This is a genomic window from Vibrio sp. B7 (assembly GCF_963888765.1).
Taxonomy (GTDB): Bacteria; Pseudomonadota; Gammaproteobacteria; order Enterobacterales; family Vibrionaceae; genus Vibrio; species Vibrio anguillarum.
Genome location: NZ_CAWPKR010000033.1, coordinates 118,433 through 134,404, shown reverse-complemented (window position 1 = coordinate 134,404; position 15,972 = coordinate 118,433). Strand labels below are relative to the sequence as shown.

The window sequence follows — 15,972 nt, the reverse complement described above, 5'->3', positions numbered from 1 at the left end:
TTTTGTGGGCCATTTTCGTGATTGAAACTCGCCCTTGCCCCTTGTTTTTTCAGTGTAAAGCATCCATGTTAATGGCTATTCAACGTCAGGTAGGAACTATCCATGCGTATCCCTAGAATTTATCATCCGACTCCTCTTCAACCCTCAAGCATTATTGCTCTCAATGATGATGCGGCTGGGCATATTGGCCGGGTGTTACGCATGCAAGCGGGCCAAGAAGTACTGCTTTTTGATGGCAGTGGCGCGGAATTTCCAGCGGAAATTACCGAGGTCAGCAAAAAAAATGTGCTGGTCAATGTGTTGAAAAGAGTCGAAAGCAGCTGTGAATCGCCTCTTAATTTACACCTTGGGCAGGTGATCTCGCGTGGAGACAAAATGGAGTTCACCATTCAAAAATCGGTCGAACTTGGCGTCAATACCATCACGCCTTTGATTTCTGAACGTTGCGGCGTGAAATTAGATGCCAAACGTTTTGAGAAAAAACTTGAACAGTGGCAAAAAATTGCAATCAGCGCTTGTGAGCAGTGCGGCCGCAATATAGTGCCGCTGATCCGCCCAATTATGCAGTTGGAAGAGTGGTGTGCCGAACCCAGTGATGCGCTCAAGCTCAACTTACATCCACGTGCGAAGTATTCGATTAATACCCTGCCTCAACCCATCAATAAAGTCCGTTTGTTGATTGGCCCTGAAGGGGGCTTATCAGAATCAGAAATTAGCATGAGTGAACAGTACCATTTTGAAGAAACCTTGCTAGGTCCACGCGTACTGCGTACTGAAACTGCGGCCTTAACGGCTATTACTGCTCTTCAAGTTCGCTTTGGCGATCTTGGCTAACCGGAGAAAAACAATGATTAAACTTGGTATCGTCATGGACCCTATCTCGTCCATTAACATCAAAAAAGATTCCAGCTTTGCCATGTTGCTAGAAGCGCAGCGTCGTGGTTATGAAATCCACTATATGGAGATGAATGATCTACACTTAGATCAAGGTGTCGCTTTTGCCGATACCAAAGTGGTGACATTGAAAGAAGATCCGAATGGTTGGTATGAGTTTTTATCTGAGCAAACTATTCCACTGGCTGAACTCGATGCAGTGTTGATGCGTAAAGATCCGCCGTTTGACACTGAATATATCTACGCAACCTACATTCTAGAACGCGCAGAAGAAGCAGGAACATTAATCGTCAATAAGCCGCAAAGCTTACGTGACTGCAATGAGAAACTGTTTACGGCATGGTTCCCTGAACTAACGCCAACCACCATAGTGACGCGTAAAGCGGAAAAAATTAAAGCCTTCCGCGCGCAACATGGTGATGTGATTTTAAAACCGTTAGACGGTATGGGCGGGGCATCTATCTTCCGCGTTAAAGAGGGTGATCCAAACGTATCTGTCATTATCGAAACATTAACTAACCACGGCCAAAACTACTGTATGGCGCAAACTTTTGTACCTGACATCAGCAACGGTGATAAACGTATTTTAGTGGTCGATGGTGAACCAATGCCTTACTGCCTAGCGCGAATTCCGGCACAAGGTGAAACCCGTGGCAATTTGGCAGCTGGTGGCCGTGGTGAAGCGCGTCCGCTAAGCGAAACCGATAAAAAAATTGCTCAAACTATTGCTCCAACATTGAAAGAAAAAGGCTTAATCTTTGTCGGACTTGACGTTATTGGCGACAAGCTCACTGAGATCAACGTGACGAGCCCTACGTGTATTCGTGAAATAGAGGCCGCCTTTGATATCTCAATTACCGGTAAGTTGATGGACGCGATTGAGCGTCGAATCAACAAGTCATGCTGAACTGGGCAAACTCTTGCCCAGTAATTTGCGATAGGTTGGAGGCAGTATGAATCTTACAAATCATTTTTTAGTCGCCATGCCAAGTATGAGAGACCCTTACTTCAAGCACAGTGTTATTTACATCTGTGAGCACAATGAAGAAGGGGCGATGGGCTTGATGATTAATGTGCCGATTGATATCACCGTGGGCGGCATGTTAAACCAAGTCGATGTTGAGCCAAGCTACCCGAAGCTTCAACTTGATAGCCTAAAAAGGCCCGTATTGAATGGCGGTCCTGTTTCTGAAGATCGCGGTTTTATCCTACATCGACCGAAAGATCATTATGAATCCAGCATCCGTATGAGCGATGACATTGCCGTCACCACATCGAAAGATATTTTAGCGGTACTGGGCACGGATGCCGAACCAAGTCACTATCTTGTGGCTCTGGGTTATTCAGGCTGGGAGCCCGGTCAACTTGAGTTAGAGCTGGCTGAAAATTCTTGGTTAACCATTGAGGCCGATCCAGATGTTATCTTTAATACGCCCATTCACGATAAGTGGAATCAGGCGATTAAAAAACTCGGCATTGACCCCATCCAACTCTCAGCACAAGCTGGGCATGCTTAACTTTTACGGCTCTAACCTTTACGGCTCTAACTAGGTAACGCGCCTTTTTAGAGCCTTCGTTGCACCATTCAAGATACTGATTATGACATCCAGAACCATTATGGCTTTTGACTTTGGCACCAAAAGCATCGGCAGTGCGATTGGCCAAGAAGTTACAGGCACCGCATCGCCACTTAAAGCCTTTAAAGCCAATGACGGAATTCCACATTGGGAAGAGATCGAAAAGCAGATCAAAGAGTGGCAACCCCATTTATTGGTGGTAGGGCTACCAACAGATTTGCACGGCAAAGCATTAGAAACCATTACCCCACGAGCCAAAAAATTTGCGCAGCGTTTACACGGGCGCTTTGGCTTAGCCGTCGAGATGCATGACGAACGGCTTTCAACCCGGGAAGCCCGCGCCGACTTGTTTGCCATGGGCGGCTATAAGGCGCTGAGCAAAGGCAATGTCGATTGCCAATCAGCTGTAGTGATCTTAGAGAGCTGGTTTGAAGCGCAATGGGGCGCGTAACTTAACCTCGCGTAACTTAACTTTAATACAGCGGTGCAGCACAATCCCGAATCGAGTTCGGGATTGTTCGTCTTAAACTGCGACTATTCCATATCAATCTGCACGTTATCCAATGTGCCACTGCTGATCCCTTCGCCACGCTTTGTTTTTAACATTAAACGTAAATCGTTAGCCGAGTCAGCGCTGTGCAGTGCATCTTGTTCACTGATTTTGTCCTCAACGACCAGTTGATACAGTGCTTGGTCAAAAGTCTGCATCCCCACTTCTTTTGATTTGCCCATCGTCGCTTTCAATTCGTGCAGATCACCGCGGCGGATCAAATCGGAAATTCGAGGACTGTTGAGTAAAATCTCAAACACACCATGTCGTCCCTTGCCATTTTTATCGCGGATCAACTGCTGCCCCACAACGCCTTTGAGGTTCATCGACAGATCAAACAAAAACTGCTCTTTTTGCTCTTTAGGAACCAAATGCAAAATTCGCTCAAGCGCTTGGTTGGCATTGTTAGCATGTAACGTTGCCATACATAAATGACCAGTCTCGGCAAAGGTCATCGCATATTCCATCGTTTCACGTGAACGGATCTCACCAATTAAAATCATATCAGGGGCTTGGCGCAGCGAGTTTTTCAGCGCCACTTCGTAACTCTCGGTATCCAACCCCACTTCTCGCTGGGTCACAATGCAACGCTGATGCTCATGCACAAACTCAATCGGATCTTCCACTGTTAAAATATGCCCAGTTCGGTGCGAGTTACGATAGCCCGTCATGGCCGCCATGGTGGTCGATTTGCCCGACCCCGTAGCGCCGACCACCAGCACCAGCCCACGCTTTGCAATCGAGAGATCTTGCAACACGCCCGGTAACTTTAATTCTTCAAAAGTGGGGATATGAGTTTCAATACGGCGGATCACCGCACCGGGCAGCTCACGCTGAAAAAAAGCACTGACACGAAAACGGCCAATCTCTCTCACCACTGCAAAATTGGCTTCACGTGTGCGTTGAAATTCACGGCGGCGATCCTCATCCATCATGGCATCTAACAACGCCATCACCTGCGTTTGGGATAACTTTTCGCCATGAGCTCTTAACTCTCCATCGACGCGAAATAACACTGGCGCTCCTACGGTGAGGTACAAGTCGGAAGCTTTTTGAGTCAACATACCCTCAAGACATTGGTTCAGTTCCATGAGCTCTCTCTTAAAATGGTGATGAATTGACTTCCAGTTTTTTCTGCACTTCTTCTTGATCGACAATACCTTGCGCAATCAACTGTTTGGAATTCTGTTCCATGGTTTGCATGCCATGCGCCGCACCCGTTTGGATGATAGAGTACATCTGCGCAACCTTATCCTCGCGGATCAAGTTACGAATCGCTGGAGTGGCAAGCATAATTTCATGACATGCGACGCGGCCCCCACCTAAACGTTTTAGCAACTTTTGCGCAATCACGGCTCGCAATGATTCAGAGAGCATTGAACGAACCATCTCTTTATCACTACCGGGAAACACATCAATGATCCGGTCGATGGTTTTCGCCGCAGAGCTGGTATGTAACGTGCCGAACACTAAATGCCCGGTTTCAGCCGCGGTTAACGCTAAGCTGATGGTTTCTTGATCGCGCAGCTCACCGACCAAGATTACATCCGGATCTTCGCGCAGCGCCGAGCGTAGCGCCGCTTTAAAACTGTGGGTATCTCGGTGTACTTCACGTTGGTTAACCAAACATTTATTGTTGCTATGCACAAACTCAATGGGGTCTTCAATGGTTAAAATGTGTTTGTTGTGATGAGAATTAATGTAATCAACCATTGCTGCCAGTGTGGTCGACTTACCCGACCCTGTTGGCCCAGTCACCAGCACCAATCCTTTCTCATAATTGGCGATTTTATTAAAAATGTCAGGCGCTTGTAGTTCTTCCAAGGTTGGGATCACCGTAGGAATCGTCCGGAAAACCGCAGAGCAGCCACGAGATTGATGGAAAGCATTGACACGAAAACGCCCTACATTAGGCAGCTCAAATGAGAAATCCACTTCCAGTTTCTCTTCAAATTCACTACGCTGAGCATCGTTCATGATCTCAAAAATCAAACGATGCACGTCAGCATGAGTAAAAGCAGGCACTCCGAGCTTTCTTACTTCACCATCTATCCGTACCATAGGTGGAACACCTGCAGATAGGTGTAGATCCGAAGCGTTGTGCTTTACACTAAAATCCAGTAGCTCAGCGATATCCATTTAATTTCCTTAGTAAAGTCAGGCTATGAGTAGTATTCAACAAAACATTGAACAGATCACTTCACAAATTGAAAGTGCACAACAAAAGTGTGGACGCGCTCGAGAGAGAGTGCAACTTTTAGCGGTCAGTAAGACCAAACCTGTCGAGGCGATTCTAGAAGCGGCGCGCGTTGGGCAACGTTTATTTGGTGAAAACTATGTGCAAGAGGGCGCGGATAAAGTTCAATACTTCAATACCTTGCACCCCGAACTGGATTTAGAATGGCACTTTATCGGCCCAATTCAGTCCAATAAATCGCGCATTGTGGCCGAGAACTTTGCTTGGGTGCATACGGTGGATCGAAGTAAAATTGCCCAGCGTTTAAATGATCAACGCCCAGCAGGCATGCCACCACTACAGGTCTTGATTCAAGTCAACACCAGCGGCGAAAGCTCGAAATCGGGCATTGGTGAACACGAAATAGTTGAGTTGGCAGAGTTGATATCCGCGCTACCCAACCTCACGTTAAGAGGACTGATGTCTATTCCTGAGAATGTCCCCGATTACGCTGCGCAACTTGCCGCATTTCAAAAACTGGCGAGCTTACAAGCGCAATTGTCTGAACGTTTTTCAGGGTTAGATACGCTCTCAATGGGCATGAGTGGCGACATGCAAGCGGCGATTGAAGCTGGTAGCACTATGGTGAGGATCGGCACCGCTATTTTTGGTGCGCGTGATTACGCTTAGCACTGGCTTATCTATCAACCACATAATAATCAATCAGCGACAAGCAATTAGAGGTCAGCAGATGCAGCAGAGAAACATCACTTTTATCGGTGCAGGCAATATGGCCAAAGCAATTATTGCAGGCTTAGTCGCCAGCGGTTATCCAGCTGATAGAATTACCGCGACCGCACCGTCAGAAACAAGACGCAAACCACTGGAAAGTGCTTGTGGCATTCACACCACAAGCGATAATCTTGCCGCAGCGCAGCAAGCCGATGTGGTGGTACTGGCGGTCAAACCGCAGTTGATGGCCAGTGTCTGTCAACCTTTGCAATCCATTGATTTTAGAAATAAGTTGGTGATCTCCATTGCAGCAGGTGTTTCTGCGGCGCGCCTTAATGAGATGCTGGCAACCGAACTACAACTAGTACGCGCCATGCCCAATACACCTTCGCTGATCAATCGAGGCATGAGCGGTCTATTTGCCACTCCAAGCGTATCAGAGCAAGACAAACGCTTTACCGCACAATTGCTACAAGCCGTTGGTGAAGTGTGCTGGGTTGAAAACGAGTCCGCCATTAATGGCATCATCGCCGCCGCAGGCAGTGCGCCTGCCTACTTCTTTTTGTTTATGGAAGCGATGCAAAATGAAGCCATCGCTCAAGGCTTTGATAAAGAAACGGCCCGTTTGTTAGTACAACAAGCGGCGTTAGGCGCAGCCGAAATGGTGGTGGCAAACCCTGAGATTGAACTCTCGACATTGCGTGAACAAGTGACCTCCAAAGGCGGCACCACCGCCGAGGCGATTCGCACCTTTAACGAGCATCAACTTGCCAATATCGTTGCACAAGCGATGCAAGCGGCCGTAACTCGTGCACAAGAAATGGAAAAACTGTTTTAATCCTAGTGGCGTTTCACTAAGCTATAGCGCAAAAGCGCAAACGACACTCTACTCATATTAAGGGCTAGCTATGAATTCAATGAGTTTTTTGATCTCCACCCTGTTTGATCTGTACATCATGGTCGTAATTTTACGCATCTGGTTACAAGCAGCGCGTGCCGATTTCTATAACCCATTCTCCCAGTTTATCGTCAAAGCAACGCAACCTGTGGTTGGCCCACTGCGCCGAGCGATTCCATCCATTGGTAGCCTAGATTTGGCCACGGTTCTCTTTGCGTACGTGCTGTGCGTATTGAAATTTATTGCCTTAATGCTGGTGGCATCAGGTGGTGCAGTTAGTTTTAGCGTCTACTTTTTATTCTTAGGCTTACTCTCGTTAGTCAAAGCCGCTGGCGGTTTACTGTTCTGGGTGCTGTTGATCCGCGCTATTCTTAGTTGGGTTAGCCAAGGCCGCAGCCCGATTGAATACGTATTTTATCAATTAACCGAGCCGATGCTTGCGCCGATCCGCCGTATTCTACCAGCAATGGGTGGTTTTGATTTAAGTGTATTGGTGCTGTTTATTGTGCTGCAGTTTGCTAACTTCCTAATGGGCGATTTTATTGGCCCAGTATGGTATCAGTTGTAATGTCATCTGCTGTTTGGCAAGAGGGAGAGGATCTAATCCTCAAGCTCTACATCCAACCCAAAGCAAGCCGCGATAGTATCGTCGGCTTGCATGATGAGGAACTCAAAATTGCCATCACCGCACCGCCTGTTGATGGCAAAGCCAACGCGCATTTAACCAAATTCTTGGCCAAACAATTTAAAGTCGCCAAAGGTTTAATCGAGATAGAAAAAGGGGAATTGGGACGTCATAAACAAGTCCGAATTCATTCACCTCAAGTGATACCACAGCCGATTGAAGCCATCTTGTGATGGCTTTTTATTTAGCCCACTCTGTTTTGTAAGGAGCACCACATGCGTAAATGGATGATAGCGTTTGTTATAGCCTTTATTTCGCTACCCACACTCGCCGAGCAGTTTCAAACCATCAAGAATGTTGAAGTTCACTACTCAGCTTTCAACTCAACATTTTTAACGCCACAAGTGGCGCGCAGTTATCAATTAAAACGTAATGGTTACTCGGCTATTTTAAACATCAGCGTATTAGATAACTCGGCCTTAGGTAAACCAGCTATGGAAGCGACACTCAAAGGCAATGCGAAAAACCTAATCGGTCAGGTGCGTGAACTTGAATTTAAACAATTCAAAGAGGGCAACGCGATTTATTACCTCGCTGAATTCCCCATTACCAATGAAGAGAATTTGAGTTTTGACATTGAGGTTGATGCGGGCTTAAAAGGCACCGGTAAGCTTAAATTCACCCAAAAATTCTACGTCGAAGAATAGAGAAATAGTGCAATGAAAAAAATAGTATTAGCCACAGGAAACCAAGGCAAAGTGCGCGAAATGGCTGATCTGCTGGTTGATTTCGGTTTTGATGTGGTGGCGCAAACAGAATTAAACGTCCCAGAAGCCGAAGAGACTGGCACCACCTTTATTGAAAATGCGATCATCAAAGCACGACATGCTGCCAAAATCACTGGCTTACCTGCGATTGCCGATGACTCCGGCTTAGAAGTGGATTATCTGCAAGGTGCTCCGGGGATTTACTCGGCGCGCTACGCTGGTGAAAATGCCAGTGACCAACAAAACCTAGAAAAATTATTAGCGGCGATGGAAGGCGTACCAGACGAACAACGCACCGCTCGTTTTCATTGCGTGCTGGTTTTCATGCGTCACGAAAATGACCCAACACCATTGGTCTGCCATGGTACGTGGCAAGGTCGCATCTTGCACCAAGCTCACGGCAGTAACGGTTTTGGTTATGATCCGATCTTTTTTGTCCCTGAAGATAACTGCGCTTCAGCTGAACTGCTACCTGCACGTAAAAAGCAGCTTTCACATCGTGGCAAAGCGCTAAAAATGCTATTTAAAACCTTAAGCGAGCAAAATTCATAATGTTGCAACCACCCACGCTGAGTTTGTACGTGCACATCCCGTGGTGTGTACAAAAATGCCCCTATTGTGATTTTAACTCTCACGCGCTAAAGCACGATATTCCTGAACGTGAATACATTGATGCGCTATTGGAGGATCTCGATACCGATATCGCCAAATACCGCCTTGCAGACCATCCTCGCCCATTGCATTCCATTTTTATTGGCGGTGGTACACCGAGTCTTTTTTCTGCTGAAGGTATTGCTCGCCTGCTGCAAGGCATTGAAGCGCGTCTTGCGTTTAAGCCTGGGATTGAAATCACCATGGAGGCCAACCCGGGCACGGTAGAAGCTGACCGTTTTGTTGGATATCGACAAGCAGGGGTGACGCGCATCTCGATTGGTGTACAAAGTTTTGAGCCACAAAAACTGGCACGTTTAGGGCGAATTCACGGTCAGCAAGAGGCGGTTAATGCCGCTCAATTAGCTCATCAAATTGGCTTAAACAGCTTCAACTTAGATTTGATGCATGGCTTACCCGATCAAAACTGTGAACAAGCGCTGGACGATTTAGACAAAGCGATTGAACTAAACCCACCTCATCTTTCTTGGTATCAACTGACCATTGAACCTAATACGGTTTTCTACTTTAAACCGCCTACTTTGCCAGATGATGACGCGCTGTGGGATATTTTTGAGCTGGGTCACCAAAAATTGGCCGCCGCTGGGTACGTGCAGTATGAAATTTCTGGCTATAGCAAGCCCGGCTATCAATGCCAACACAACTTAAATTACTGGCGCTTTGGTGATTATCTAGGGATTGGTTGTGGCGCGCATGGCAAGCTCAGCTTTAACGATGGGCGTATTGTACGCACCACTAAGGTGAAGCATCCGCGTGGCTATCTCAATTTACTCAAACCTTACTTGGATGACGAATTTGAAGTCGCCGCTGCGGATCGCCCTTTTGAATTCTTCATGAACCGCTTTCGCTTGATGGAACCTTGTCCGAAACAAGACTTTGTTGAAACAACTGGATTAAGTTTAAGCGTGATTCAGCCAACGATAGATTGGGCACTAGCCGAACACTATTTAACGCAAACCGAAAGTCACTGGCAAATCACAGAAAAAGGAAAACTGTTTCTTAATGACTTGCTCGAAGCCTTTATGGCTGACGACTAAAAAGATAAACCCAAGAGATTGGCTAACCTAATCGGTAGCCAATCTTTTGCCAAAAGCACGGGCTGTCAGAGAATATTGAACTTAAAAGATAGAGCGACCAATACGCTCAGCCAAGAGTTCTAACATCTTAGTGCCCGCTAAAGAATTACCTGACGCATCAAGCTCTGGCGACCAAACCGCAATCGTCATCTCCCCAGGAACAACAGCAATAATACCGCCACCTACGCCCGATTTACCCGGCATGCCAACACGATAAGCGAACTCTCCTGCGCCATCATACAAACCGCAAGTAGCCAATAAGGCATTGATCTGCTTACTTTGTGTCGGCGTTACTATCGCTTCCTTGGTATGCACGGACACCCCTTTATTCGCCAGATAACTGAAGGTTTTCGCTAATTGAACACAGCTCATTTTAAGTGAACAAGCGTGAAAATAGTTGTGCAGGACCGGGATAACGTCATTATCGAAATTACCAAACGATCGCATCAAATAGGCGATGGCGGCATTGCGATCGCTGTGCATCATTTCTGAAGCCGCTACCACTTTGTCGTATACGATGCCCTCTTCACCCGACAACTGACGTACAAACTCCAGTAAGCGCTGCCGAGGGGCTGATAAACGGCTATGCAGCATATCCGCCACCACAATAGCTCCAGCATTGATAAAAGGGTTACGCGGAATGCCCTGCTCCATTTCAAGCTGGATCATCGAATTAAACGCTTGGCCTGAAGGTTCTTTTCCGACACGAAGCCATAGCTCTTCTGGTTTATAAAGCATCATAGCGAGCGTTAAGCTCAAAGCTTTAGAGATGGATTGAATTGAGAATCCTTCCGTGGCATCTCCAGCCGAAATCACTTCACCTTGATTGGTGTAAACCGCAATCGCCAGCTTGTTATTCGGTACTTTGGCTAAAGCAGGAATGTAATCGGCGACTTTTCCTTTGCCGATCAGTGGGCGAACCTCACACAAAATATCAGCAAGTAGATTGGGTGTTAGCTTCATGGGTGACTTTACCTCGGGTGAGAAATGTTTTTCTCTATTTTTATAATGATTTTCGTAGGGCGCTAAGGCCGAAAAAGCCAACATTACAACAATGTTGGCTTTTCTTTAATCGCTAATTTTGTTGCAGCAATAAAAGTGAGTCGTTACGCGGTACGTTTATATTTTATATCCCACACACCATGACCTAAACGGTGACCACGCGCTTCAAATTTAGTCAAAGGACGCTCTTCTGGACGAGGAATATAGTCACCTTCTGCGGCAATATTGGCAAAGCCCGGCGCTTGATTCATCACTTCAATCATATGCTCAGCGTAGTTTTCCCAGTCCGTCGCCATATGAAAGATACCCTCTTCCATTTTTAGTTTTTGACGCACCATTTCCGCAAATTCTAACTGCACAATACGGCGCTTGTGGTGACGTTTTTTGTGCCAAGGATCAGGGAAGAACAGTTGCAGTGTATGCAGGCTACCATCAGGGATCATGTGTTCAAACACTTCCACTGCATCATGGCACATCACGCGTAAATTAGTCACGCCAGCATCACGAGCGGCTGACAAACAGGCGCCAACACCTGGGCTATGCACTTCAATACCAAAGAAGTTTTTTTGCGGTGCATTTTTAGCCATTTCAACTAATGAAGCGCCCATACCAAAACCGATTTCTAAAACCACCGGGTTATCGTTACCAAAAACCGCCGCCCAATCGAGCAATTGTGGCTGGAAATCAATACCCATTGTTGGCCAACATTCATTCATTGCCGCTTCTTGGCCTTTGGTTAATCGACCCTCACGACGAACGAAACTACGGATTCGACGCAGTATTTTGCCTTCTTCGGTATATTCGTTGGTGGTTACTTCACTCATTGATCTTGCCTGCACATTGATTAATCAAAGCGGGGATTATCCAAAGAATTATTCTCGGTGCAAGTGTTATCGAAATAAACTTGTTGGATAAATCCACACAATTTGTCCGTTTTACAACGTCACATTTATGTGGTGCAATTTTGCTCCACTAAAACTATAAACCAAAGAGCCTGTCGTGACACCTTTCGCTAACGCCATTTTAAAATGGTATGACGCCTATGGGCGCAAACATTTGCCGTGGCAACAAAACAAAACGGCCTACAGCGTTTGGCTGTGTCGAAGAATCACGACCGCTTAGTGGCACTCTAACATAACTATCTGTTTTTATAAGACAATTAAACTTCTTTCAATATATGTGGTTCACTTTCGATTTTATCGGCAAAAGTTAACTCAATCGGATTACTAAAACTAATGGCAACAAAATCGCTTACACCGAAGCAATTTCAAGAGCACTTACTGACTTGGCAACGTCAACACGGTCGACATGATCTTCCGTGGCAACAAAATCCATCACCGTATCGTGTTCTTGTTTCTGAGGTGATGCTGCAACAGACACAAGTAGTTACCGTCATTCCTTACTTTGAACGTTGGATGGCTAGTTTTCCGAACATTGAGGCACTTGCGAACGCAACGGAAGATGAAGTCATGAACCATTGGCAAGGTTTAGGCTACTACTCGCGGGCACGAAATTTACGTAAAGCAGCCATTTATATTCATGAAACATGGGCCGATGAGTTTCCATCTGACGTGAAAACCCTACAAGAAATTCCAGGCGTGGGTCGGTATACCGCAGGGGCGATCGCATCATTTGCGTTCAATACATACGGCCCTATCGTAGACGGCAACGTAAAACGCCTATTTTGCCGTTATTTTGGGATCGAAGGGGTACCGGGTACCTCTGCTGTAGATAAGCAGCTCTGGAGCACTGCAGAAGCTTATACGCCAACAATCAATAACAGGCAGTATGCCCAAGGCCTTCTGGATATGGGTGCGACCCTCTGCAAACCTAAATCGCCTGACTGTGGTGCGTGCTCATTCACCACCACATGTATCGCATACCAAACTAATCGCGTCAGTGAGTTACCCACACCAAAACCCAAGAAAGTCATCCCGACCAAACCCGGGCATTTTCTCTGGATAGAATCCAATGGAAAGCTGCTACTCGAAAAACGGGCTGATAATGGTATTTGGGGCGCACTGTGGTGTTTACCCCAGATTTATATTGAACCTGAGCAGTTAGGTGATCACGTCAAACTGCAAGGCTCATTTAAACATACATTTTCACATTATAAGCTTGATGGGAAAGTATGGTTCATCAATAAGTTAGGTGTAGAAAACGCTCAACAGCAATGGATTCCATTTAACAATTTGAATGACTTAGGTCTTCCAAAACCAATCCGAACATTCATTGAAAAACATTTAAAAAAGCGGCCTTGAAATAAAAGAAAATCACGGAATATGATGAAAAGTGTGCCACGTGGCACACCTTTATAAAAACCACTAATTAACATTTAAATTCAATAACTTAATCATAAATTTATTTTATTTCATCTTAAAAAGTCTCCCACGTGGGAGACTTTTGGTTTTTTGACAAAAATTCACTAATAAACAATGCGTTACGGTTAATTTTGTTTTTTATAAATAAATTTAAAACTCATACTTTTCAAAAAATCGGTATTGAAAGTTTAAAAGTTTGAAATATGGCTCTTTCCCATCGACCAATCCGTTAAATGCCCCGTATGTTTCTACAGGAGCCACGCCCGCTTCTAAAGAAGAGTTGATAGAGAAAAAACAATGATGGAAAACATTTAAATACAGGTGACCTTGAATTAAAAAATGACAGGGGATTAGTAAAAAGTCTCCCACGTGGGAGACTTTTGGGTTTTAACCAAAAGTTACTAATAAACAATGCATTACGGTTAATTTTATTTTTTATAAATAAATTTAAAACTCATACTTTTCAAAAAATCGGTATTGAAAGTTTAAAAGTTTCAAAATATGGCTCGTTTACATCTACCAATCGGCCAAATGTTCTGTATGTTTCTAAAGGACCCACACCCGCTTCTAAAGAAGAGTTGATAGAGAAAGAACAATGACAGATAACTTTGATCAATTATTACCAAACCTCAAAGAATTTGAGTTACCGAACGTGCCATTTAAAGTGGTCGACCCATCATCTTTACCACCGCAGACACTCATGGCATTTGACGAGTTCATGAGGGGGGCTAGCGTTCCGCATCGCGTTTATGTGTACACTCAAGATTACTCACGCTTTTGCATGTTGGTTCGCCGTGGCGATATCACGGTTCAATCACCGGAATAAGCATGAAATCACAGTGGCAATGTTTTAATGTTTAAGTACTTCTCATTCAAAAGCGCTGCCACTTCTCTATTCCGACCATCCTGAGAGGCTATCAAATCTCCTGTGGCCAGAAGAGCTTTCGCTTGCTCTGATAACACCAACGTTTTTCCCCAGAAAGGTTTGCTCCATAAGAACGTCATGACATTATCTGGTGCTATTGGGTAGTTTTTAGGTGCAGTTTCACTAAACAGCAAGAGCTCTTGTGGAATAAGGTACTCTGTTAACTGACAGGCTGAGACTTCTCCACCCCATGTCGCATCAGGTGTGACTGGGATGTCCTCCCATCGCTTCGGTGTTGGTAACCGTATACGCTGAGACTTTTCGACAATACATCGCTTATATCCGAGCAACCATTCATACAACAACTGATCGAGATTTAATAAACGTCGATTGCTTTTAGTGCTCGATAGATACTGATTTGTCTTTAGATAGGTCATGGTTTTCGCAACCATACCCAATGAAACGCCAGACTTTTCCGCAATATGTTGATACGAGCTTTGCAGTAAGGATGATTCAGCATACAAAGCAAATACACATCGAACCACACCAGGAGTCATTGATGCACTGACGGGTAACTGAATCGGCACTTCAGGAGGGGACTGAATAAGGATATAGCAACCTTTTCTCACGATCCTTGCATTCCCCTTAAGATCGATAAAATTAAGGCTAAGGGCCTTGCTCTGTGCGACCAAAAAATCGCTTAACGCCCCACAAAGCAAAACAGTATCCAGTCCAACGGATTGTTGAAAGCTCACTAAGCTTTCTTTTCGATGGATAAGTTTAAACTGACACTTGAAGTTGTGCTCCATACCATCTAGCTGAAGCGACAAAACACCAGATTGTGATCCATCGTCCCACTGGACTACAGTGGCATTCAGGTCATCTGGAAGTTGCTTAACCCACTCACTGATGTGTGCTCTCATGACATGAGACTCCAACAAATTTTCACGAAATTAAATATTTCATGAATCATGAAAAAACTCAAATCGTGAAAAAGCTGACTGGTAACATTCCATTATGAGAAAGGAATGGCCTATGACAATGACTAACTCGAAAGATTAATTGGTTAAAGTAAAAAATTTAGTCGTTACAGCTCCGGTAAATACCTCCCCATAAGCTGATTATATCGGAGGATCCAGTTTAAAATACTCCTCCCAATGTTTTCTCCAATCAGAGGAAAGTTCGAAAAATGGTCCATCACTTCGCTCACGCCTAATAATCCATTTTTCATTGCTGACAGGTTCGGTTCTTAACGCTCGAGAAATATTGTTCGGAGCCTTTTCATTCTTCGGCTGAGAAATTAGGTAGTTATTGATTGTTTTAGTAATTTCAGTTCCATTACTAAGTTCTTGGCCTTGTTTGTACCTGAGCACAAGCGCTACAAATATAAGTGGGATATAAATAGTCCCTTTTATTTTCTGAGCTTCTAAATATTTCGGTATTTTATTAAAAATACCATCATCAAAATCGAGCACATCATCATTCCTTTCATAAAAATGTGTCGTTAACTCTATATCTTGTGTTTGTTCATGAAGCGACAAAACACCAGATTGTGATCCATCGTCCCACTGGACTACAGTGGCATTCAGGTCATCTGGAAGTTGCTTAACCCACTCACTGATGTGTGCTCTCATGACATGAGACTCCAACAAATTTTCACGAAATTAAATATTTCATGAATCATGAAAAAACTCAAATCGTGAAAAAGCTGACTGGTAACATTCCATTATGAGAAAGGAATGGCCTATGACAATGACTAACTCGAAAGATTAATTGGTTAAAGTAAAAAATTTAGTCGTTACAGCTCCGGTAAATAC

General features: G+C 44.9%; 19 protein-coding genes. 13 read left to right on the top strand and 6 right to left on the bottom strand.

Annotated features, from left to right (window positions below; translation table 11 throughout):
- Positions 1–102: 102 nt before the first annotated feature.
- The 4 genes from rsmE to ruvX all read left to right on the top strand — a co-directional run bounded on the left by rsmE (position 103) and on the right by ruvX (position 2,922).
- Positions 103–834: a 16S rRNA (uracil(1498)-N(3))-methyltransferase gene (gene rsmE, locus AACV32_RS10180; protein ID WP_017049524.1), complete on the top strand. Its 732-nt coding sequence runs from the start codon at positions 103–105 to the stop codon at positions 832–834.
- 13 nt (positions 835–847) lie between these two features.
- Positions 848–1,801 carry a glutathione synthase gene (gshB, locus tag AACV32_RS10175; RefSeq protein WP_170895024.1) on the top strand — a complete coding sequence of 318 codons (954 nt, stop codon included), beginning with the start codon at positions 848–850 and terminating at the stop codon, positions 1,799–1,801.
- A 46-nt stretch (positions 1,802–1,847) separates the two neighbouring features.
- Positions 1,848–2,411, top strand: coding sequence for a YqgE/AlgH family protein (locus AACV32_RS10170; RefSeq protein WP_013857816.1), 564 nt, complete (start codon positions 1,848–1,850; stop codon positions 2,409–2,411).
- An 82-nt stretch (positions 2,412–2,493) separates the two neighbouring features.
- Positions 2,494–2,922, top strand: coding sequence for a Holliday junction resolvase RuvX (gene ruvX / locus AACV32_RS10165; RefSeq protein WP_017045508.1), 429 nt, complete (start codon positions 2,494–2,496; stop codon positions 2,920–2,922).
- Positions 2,923–3,005: 83 nt separating this feature from the next.
- Here ruvX and AACV32_RS10160 read toward each other — a convergent pair whose 3' ends face one another.
- A complete protein-coding gene (locus AACV32_RS10160; RefSeq protein ID WP_017048293.1) occupies positions 3,006–4,112 on the bottom strand; it encodes a PilT/PilU family type 4a pilus ATPase in 1,107 nt (368 codons plus the stop codon).
- A 10-nt stretch (positions 4,113–4,122) separates the two neighbouring features.
- The gene (locus AACV32_RS10155) at positions 4,123–5,160 is read right to left on the bottom strand and encodes a type IV pilus twitching motility protein PilT (RefSeq protein WP_013857819.1); all 1,038 of its coding nucleotides are present in this window, start codon (positions 5,158–5,160) and stop codon (positions 4,123–4,125) included.
- 25 nt (positions 5,161–5,185) lie between these two features.
- On the opposite strand from AACV32_RS10155, the gene AACV32_RS10150 reads away from it, so the two are divergent.
- The 7 genes from AACV32_RS10150 to hemW all read left to right on the top strand — a co-directional run bounded on the left by AACV32_RS10150 (position 5,186) and on the right by hemW (position 9,928).
- Positions 5,186–5,887 carry a YggS family pyridoxal phosphate-dependent enzyme gene (locus AACV32_RS10150; protein ID WP_017049526.1) on the top strand — a complete coding sequence of 234 codons (702 nt, stop codon included), beginning with the start codon at positions 5,186–5,188 and terminating at the stop codon, positions 5,885–5,887.
- A gap of 61 nt (positions 5,888–5,948) precedes the next feature.
- Positions 5,949–6,767, top strand: coding sequence for a pyrroline-5-carboxylate reductase (gene proC, locus AACV32_RS10145; RefSeq protein ID WP_069582293.1), 819 nt, complete (start codon positions 5,949–5,951; stop codon positions 6,765–6,767).
- 70 nt (positions 6,768–6,837) lie between these two features.
- Complete coding sequence (locus AACV32_RS10140; RefSeq protein ID WP_170895025.1) at positions 6,838–7,395, top strand: YggT family protein; 558 nt, start codon at positions 6,838–6,840, stop codon at positions 7,393–7,395.
- The gene (yggU, locus tag AACV32_RS10135; RefSeq protein ID WP_026028741.1) at positions 7,395–7,685 is read left to right on the top strand and encodes a DUF167 family protein YggU; all 291 of its coding nucleotides are present in this window, start codon (positions 7,395–7,397) and stop codon (positions 7,683–7,685) included. Before AACV32_RS10140 ends, yggU begins: the two co-directional genes overlap by 1 nt.
- Positions 7,686–7,727: 42 nt before the next feature.
- A complete protein-coding gene (locus tag AACV32_RS10130) occupies positions 7,728–8,159 on the top strand; it encodes a DUF4426 domain-containing protein (protein WP_013857823.1) in 432 nt (143 codons plus the stop codon).
- 12 nt (positions 8,160–8,171) lie between these two features.
- Complete coding sequence (locus AACV32_RS10125; RefSeq protein ID WP_017042394.1) at positions 8,172–8,771, top strand: XTP/dITP diphosphatase; 600 nt, start codon at positions 8,172–8,174, stop codon at positions 8,769–8,771.
- Positions 8,771–9,928, top strand: coding sequence for a radical SAM family heme chaperone HemW (hemW, locus tag AACV32_RS10120; protein ID WP_170895026.1), 1,158 nt, complete (start codon positions 8,771–8,773; stop codon positions 9,926–9,928). The genes AACV32_RS10125 and hemW overlap by 1 nt, the downstream gene beginning before the upstream one ends.
- 81 nt (positions 9,929–10,009) lie before the next feature.
- Here hemW and glsB read toward each other — a convergent pair whose 3' ends face one another.
- On the bottom strand, positions 10,010–10,930 hold the full coding sequence (gene glsB, locus AACV32_RS10115) for a glutaminase B (RefSeq protein ID WP_026028230.1): 921 nt from the start codon (positions 10,928–10,930) through the stop codon (positions 10,010–10,012).
- Positions 10,931–11,073: 143 nt separating this feature from the next.
- Positions 11,074–11,793, bottom strand: a complete 720-nt coding sequence (gene trmB, locus AACV32_RS10110) for a tRNA (guanosine(46)-N7)-methyltransferase TrmB (protein WP_026027213.1) — start codon at positions 11,791–11,793, stop codon at positions 11,074–11,076.
- A gap of 411 nt (positions 11,794–12,204) precedes the next feature.
- Here trmB and mutY point away from each other — a divergent pair, with 411 nt between their 5' ends.
- The gene (mutY, locus tag AACV32_RS10105; RefSeq protein WP_170895027.1) at positions 12,205–13,230 is read left to right on the top strand and encodes an A/G-specific adenine glycosylase; all 1,026 of its coding nucleotides are present in this window, start codon (positions 12,205–12,207) and stop codon (positions 13,228–13,230) included.
- 655 nt (positions 13,231–13,885) lie between these two features.
- On the top strand, positions 13,886–14,116 hold the full coding sequence (locus tag AACV32_RS10100; protein ID WP_170895028.1) for a hypothetical protein: 231 nt from the start codon (positions 13,886–13,888) through the stop codon (positions 14,114–14,116).
- 8 nt (positions 14,117–14,124) lie between these two features.
- Here the strand turns inward: AACV32_RS10100 and AACV32_RS10095 are convergent, their stop codons facing one another.
- Complete coding sequence (locus tag AACV32_RS10095; protein WP_170895029.1) at positions 14,125–15,078, bottom strand: type IV toxin-antitoxin system AbiEi family antitoxin; 954 nt, start codon at positions 15,076–15,078, stop codon at positions 14,125–14,127.
- Positions 15,079–15,276: 198 nt separating this feature from the next.
- Positions 15,277–15,789: a hypothetical protein gene (locus AACV32_RS10090; protein WP_170895030.1), complete on the bottom strand. Its 513-nt coding sequence runs from the start codon at positions 15,787–15,789 to the stop codon at positions 15,277–15,279.
- Positions 15,790–15,972: the final 183 nt, after the last annotated feature.

Bases quoted from the DNA above. Each gene is read 5' to 3' on its own strand.
- rsmE (WP_017049524.1), top strand. From the start codon at position 103: ATGCGTATCCCTAGAATTTATCATCCGACTCCTCTTCAACCCTCAAGC.
- gshB (WP_170895024.1), top strand. From the start codon at position 848: ATGATTAAACTTGGTATCGTCATGGACCCTATCTCGTCCATTAACATC.
- AACV32_RS10170 (WP_013857816.1), top strand. From the start codon at position 1,848: ATGAATCTTACAAATCATTTTTTAGTCGCCATGCCAAGTATGAGAGAC.
- ruvX (WP_017045508.1), top strand. From the start codon at position 2,494: ATGACATCCAGAACCATTATGGCTTTTGACTTTGGCACCAAAAGCATC.
- AACV32_RS10160 (WP_017048293.1), bottom strand. From the start codon at position 4,112: ATGGAACTGAACCAATGTCTTGAGGGTATGTTGACTCAAAAAGCTTCC.
- AACV32_RS10155 (WP_013857819.1), bottom strand. From the start codon at position 5,160: ATGGATATCGCTGAGCTACTGGATTTTAGTGTAAAGCACAACGCTTCG.
- AACV32_RS10150 (WP_017049526.1), top strand. From the start codon at position 5,186: ATGAGTAGTATTCAACAAAACATTGAACAGATCACTTCACAAATTGAA.
- proC (WP_069582293.1), top strand. From the start codon at position 5,949: ATGCAGCAGAGAAACATCACTTTTATCGGTGCAGGCAATATGGCCAAA.
- AACV32_RS10140 (WP_170895025.1), top strand. From the start codon at position 6,838: ATGAATTCAATGAGTTTTTTGATCTCCACCCTGTTTGATCTGTACATC.
- yggU (WP_026028741.1), top strand. From the start codon at position 7,395: ATGTCATCTGCTGTTTGGCAAGAGGGAGAGGATCTAATCCTCAAGCTC.
- AACV32_RS10130 (WP_013857823.1), top strand. From the start codon at position 7,728: ATGCGTAAATGGATGATAGCGTTTGTTATAGCCTTTATTTCGCTACCC.
- AACV32_RS10125 (WP_017042394.1), top strand. From the start codon at position 8,172: ATGAAAAAAATAGTATTAGCCACAGGAAACCAAGGCAAAGTGCGCGAA.
- hemW (WP_170895026.1), top strand. From the start codon at position 8,771: ATGTTGCAACCACCCACGCTGAGTTTGTACGTGCACATCCCGTGGTGT.
- glsB (WP_026028230.1), bottom strand. From the start codon at position 10,930: ATGAAGCTAACACCCAATCTACTTGCTGATATTTTGTGTGAGGTTCGC.
- trmB (WP_026027213.1), bottom strand. From the start codon at position 11,793: ATGAGTGAAGTAACCACCAACGAATATACCGAAGAAGGCAAAATACTG.
- mutY (WP_170895027.1), top strand. From the start codon at position 12,205: ATGGCAACAAAATCGCTTACACCGAAGCAATTTCAAGAGCACTTACTG.
- AACV32_RS10100 (WP_170895028.1), top strand. From the start codon at position 13,886: ATGACAGATAACTTTGATCAATTATTACCAAACCTCAAAGAATTTGAG.
- AACV32_RS10095 (WP_170895029.1), bottom strand. From the start codon at position 15,078: ATGAGAGCACACATCAGTGAGTGGGTTAAGCAACTTCCAGATGACCTG.
- AACV32_RS10090 (WP_170895030.1), bottom strand. From the start codon at position 15,789: ATGAGAGCACACATCAGTGAGTGGGTTAAGCAACTTCCAGATGACCTG.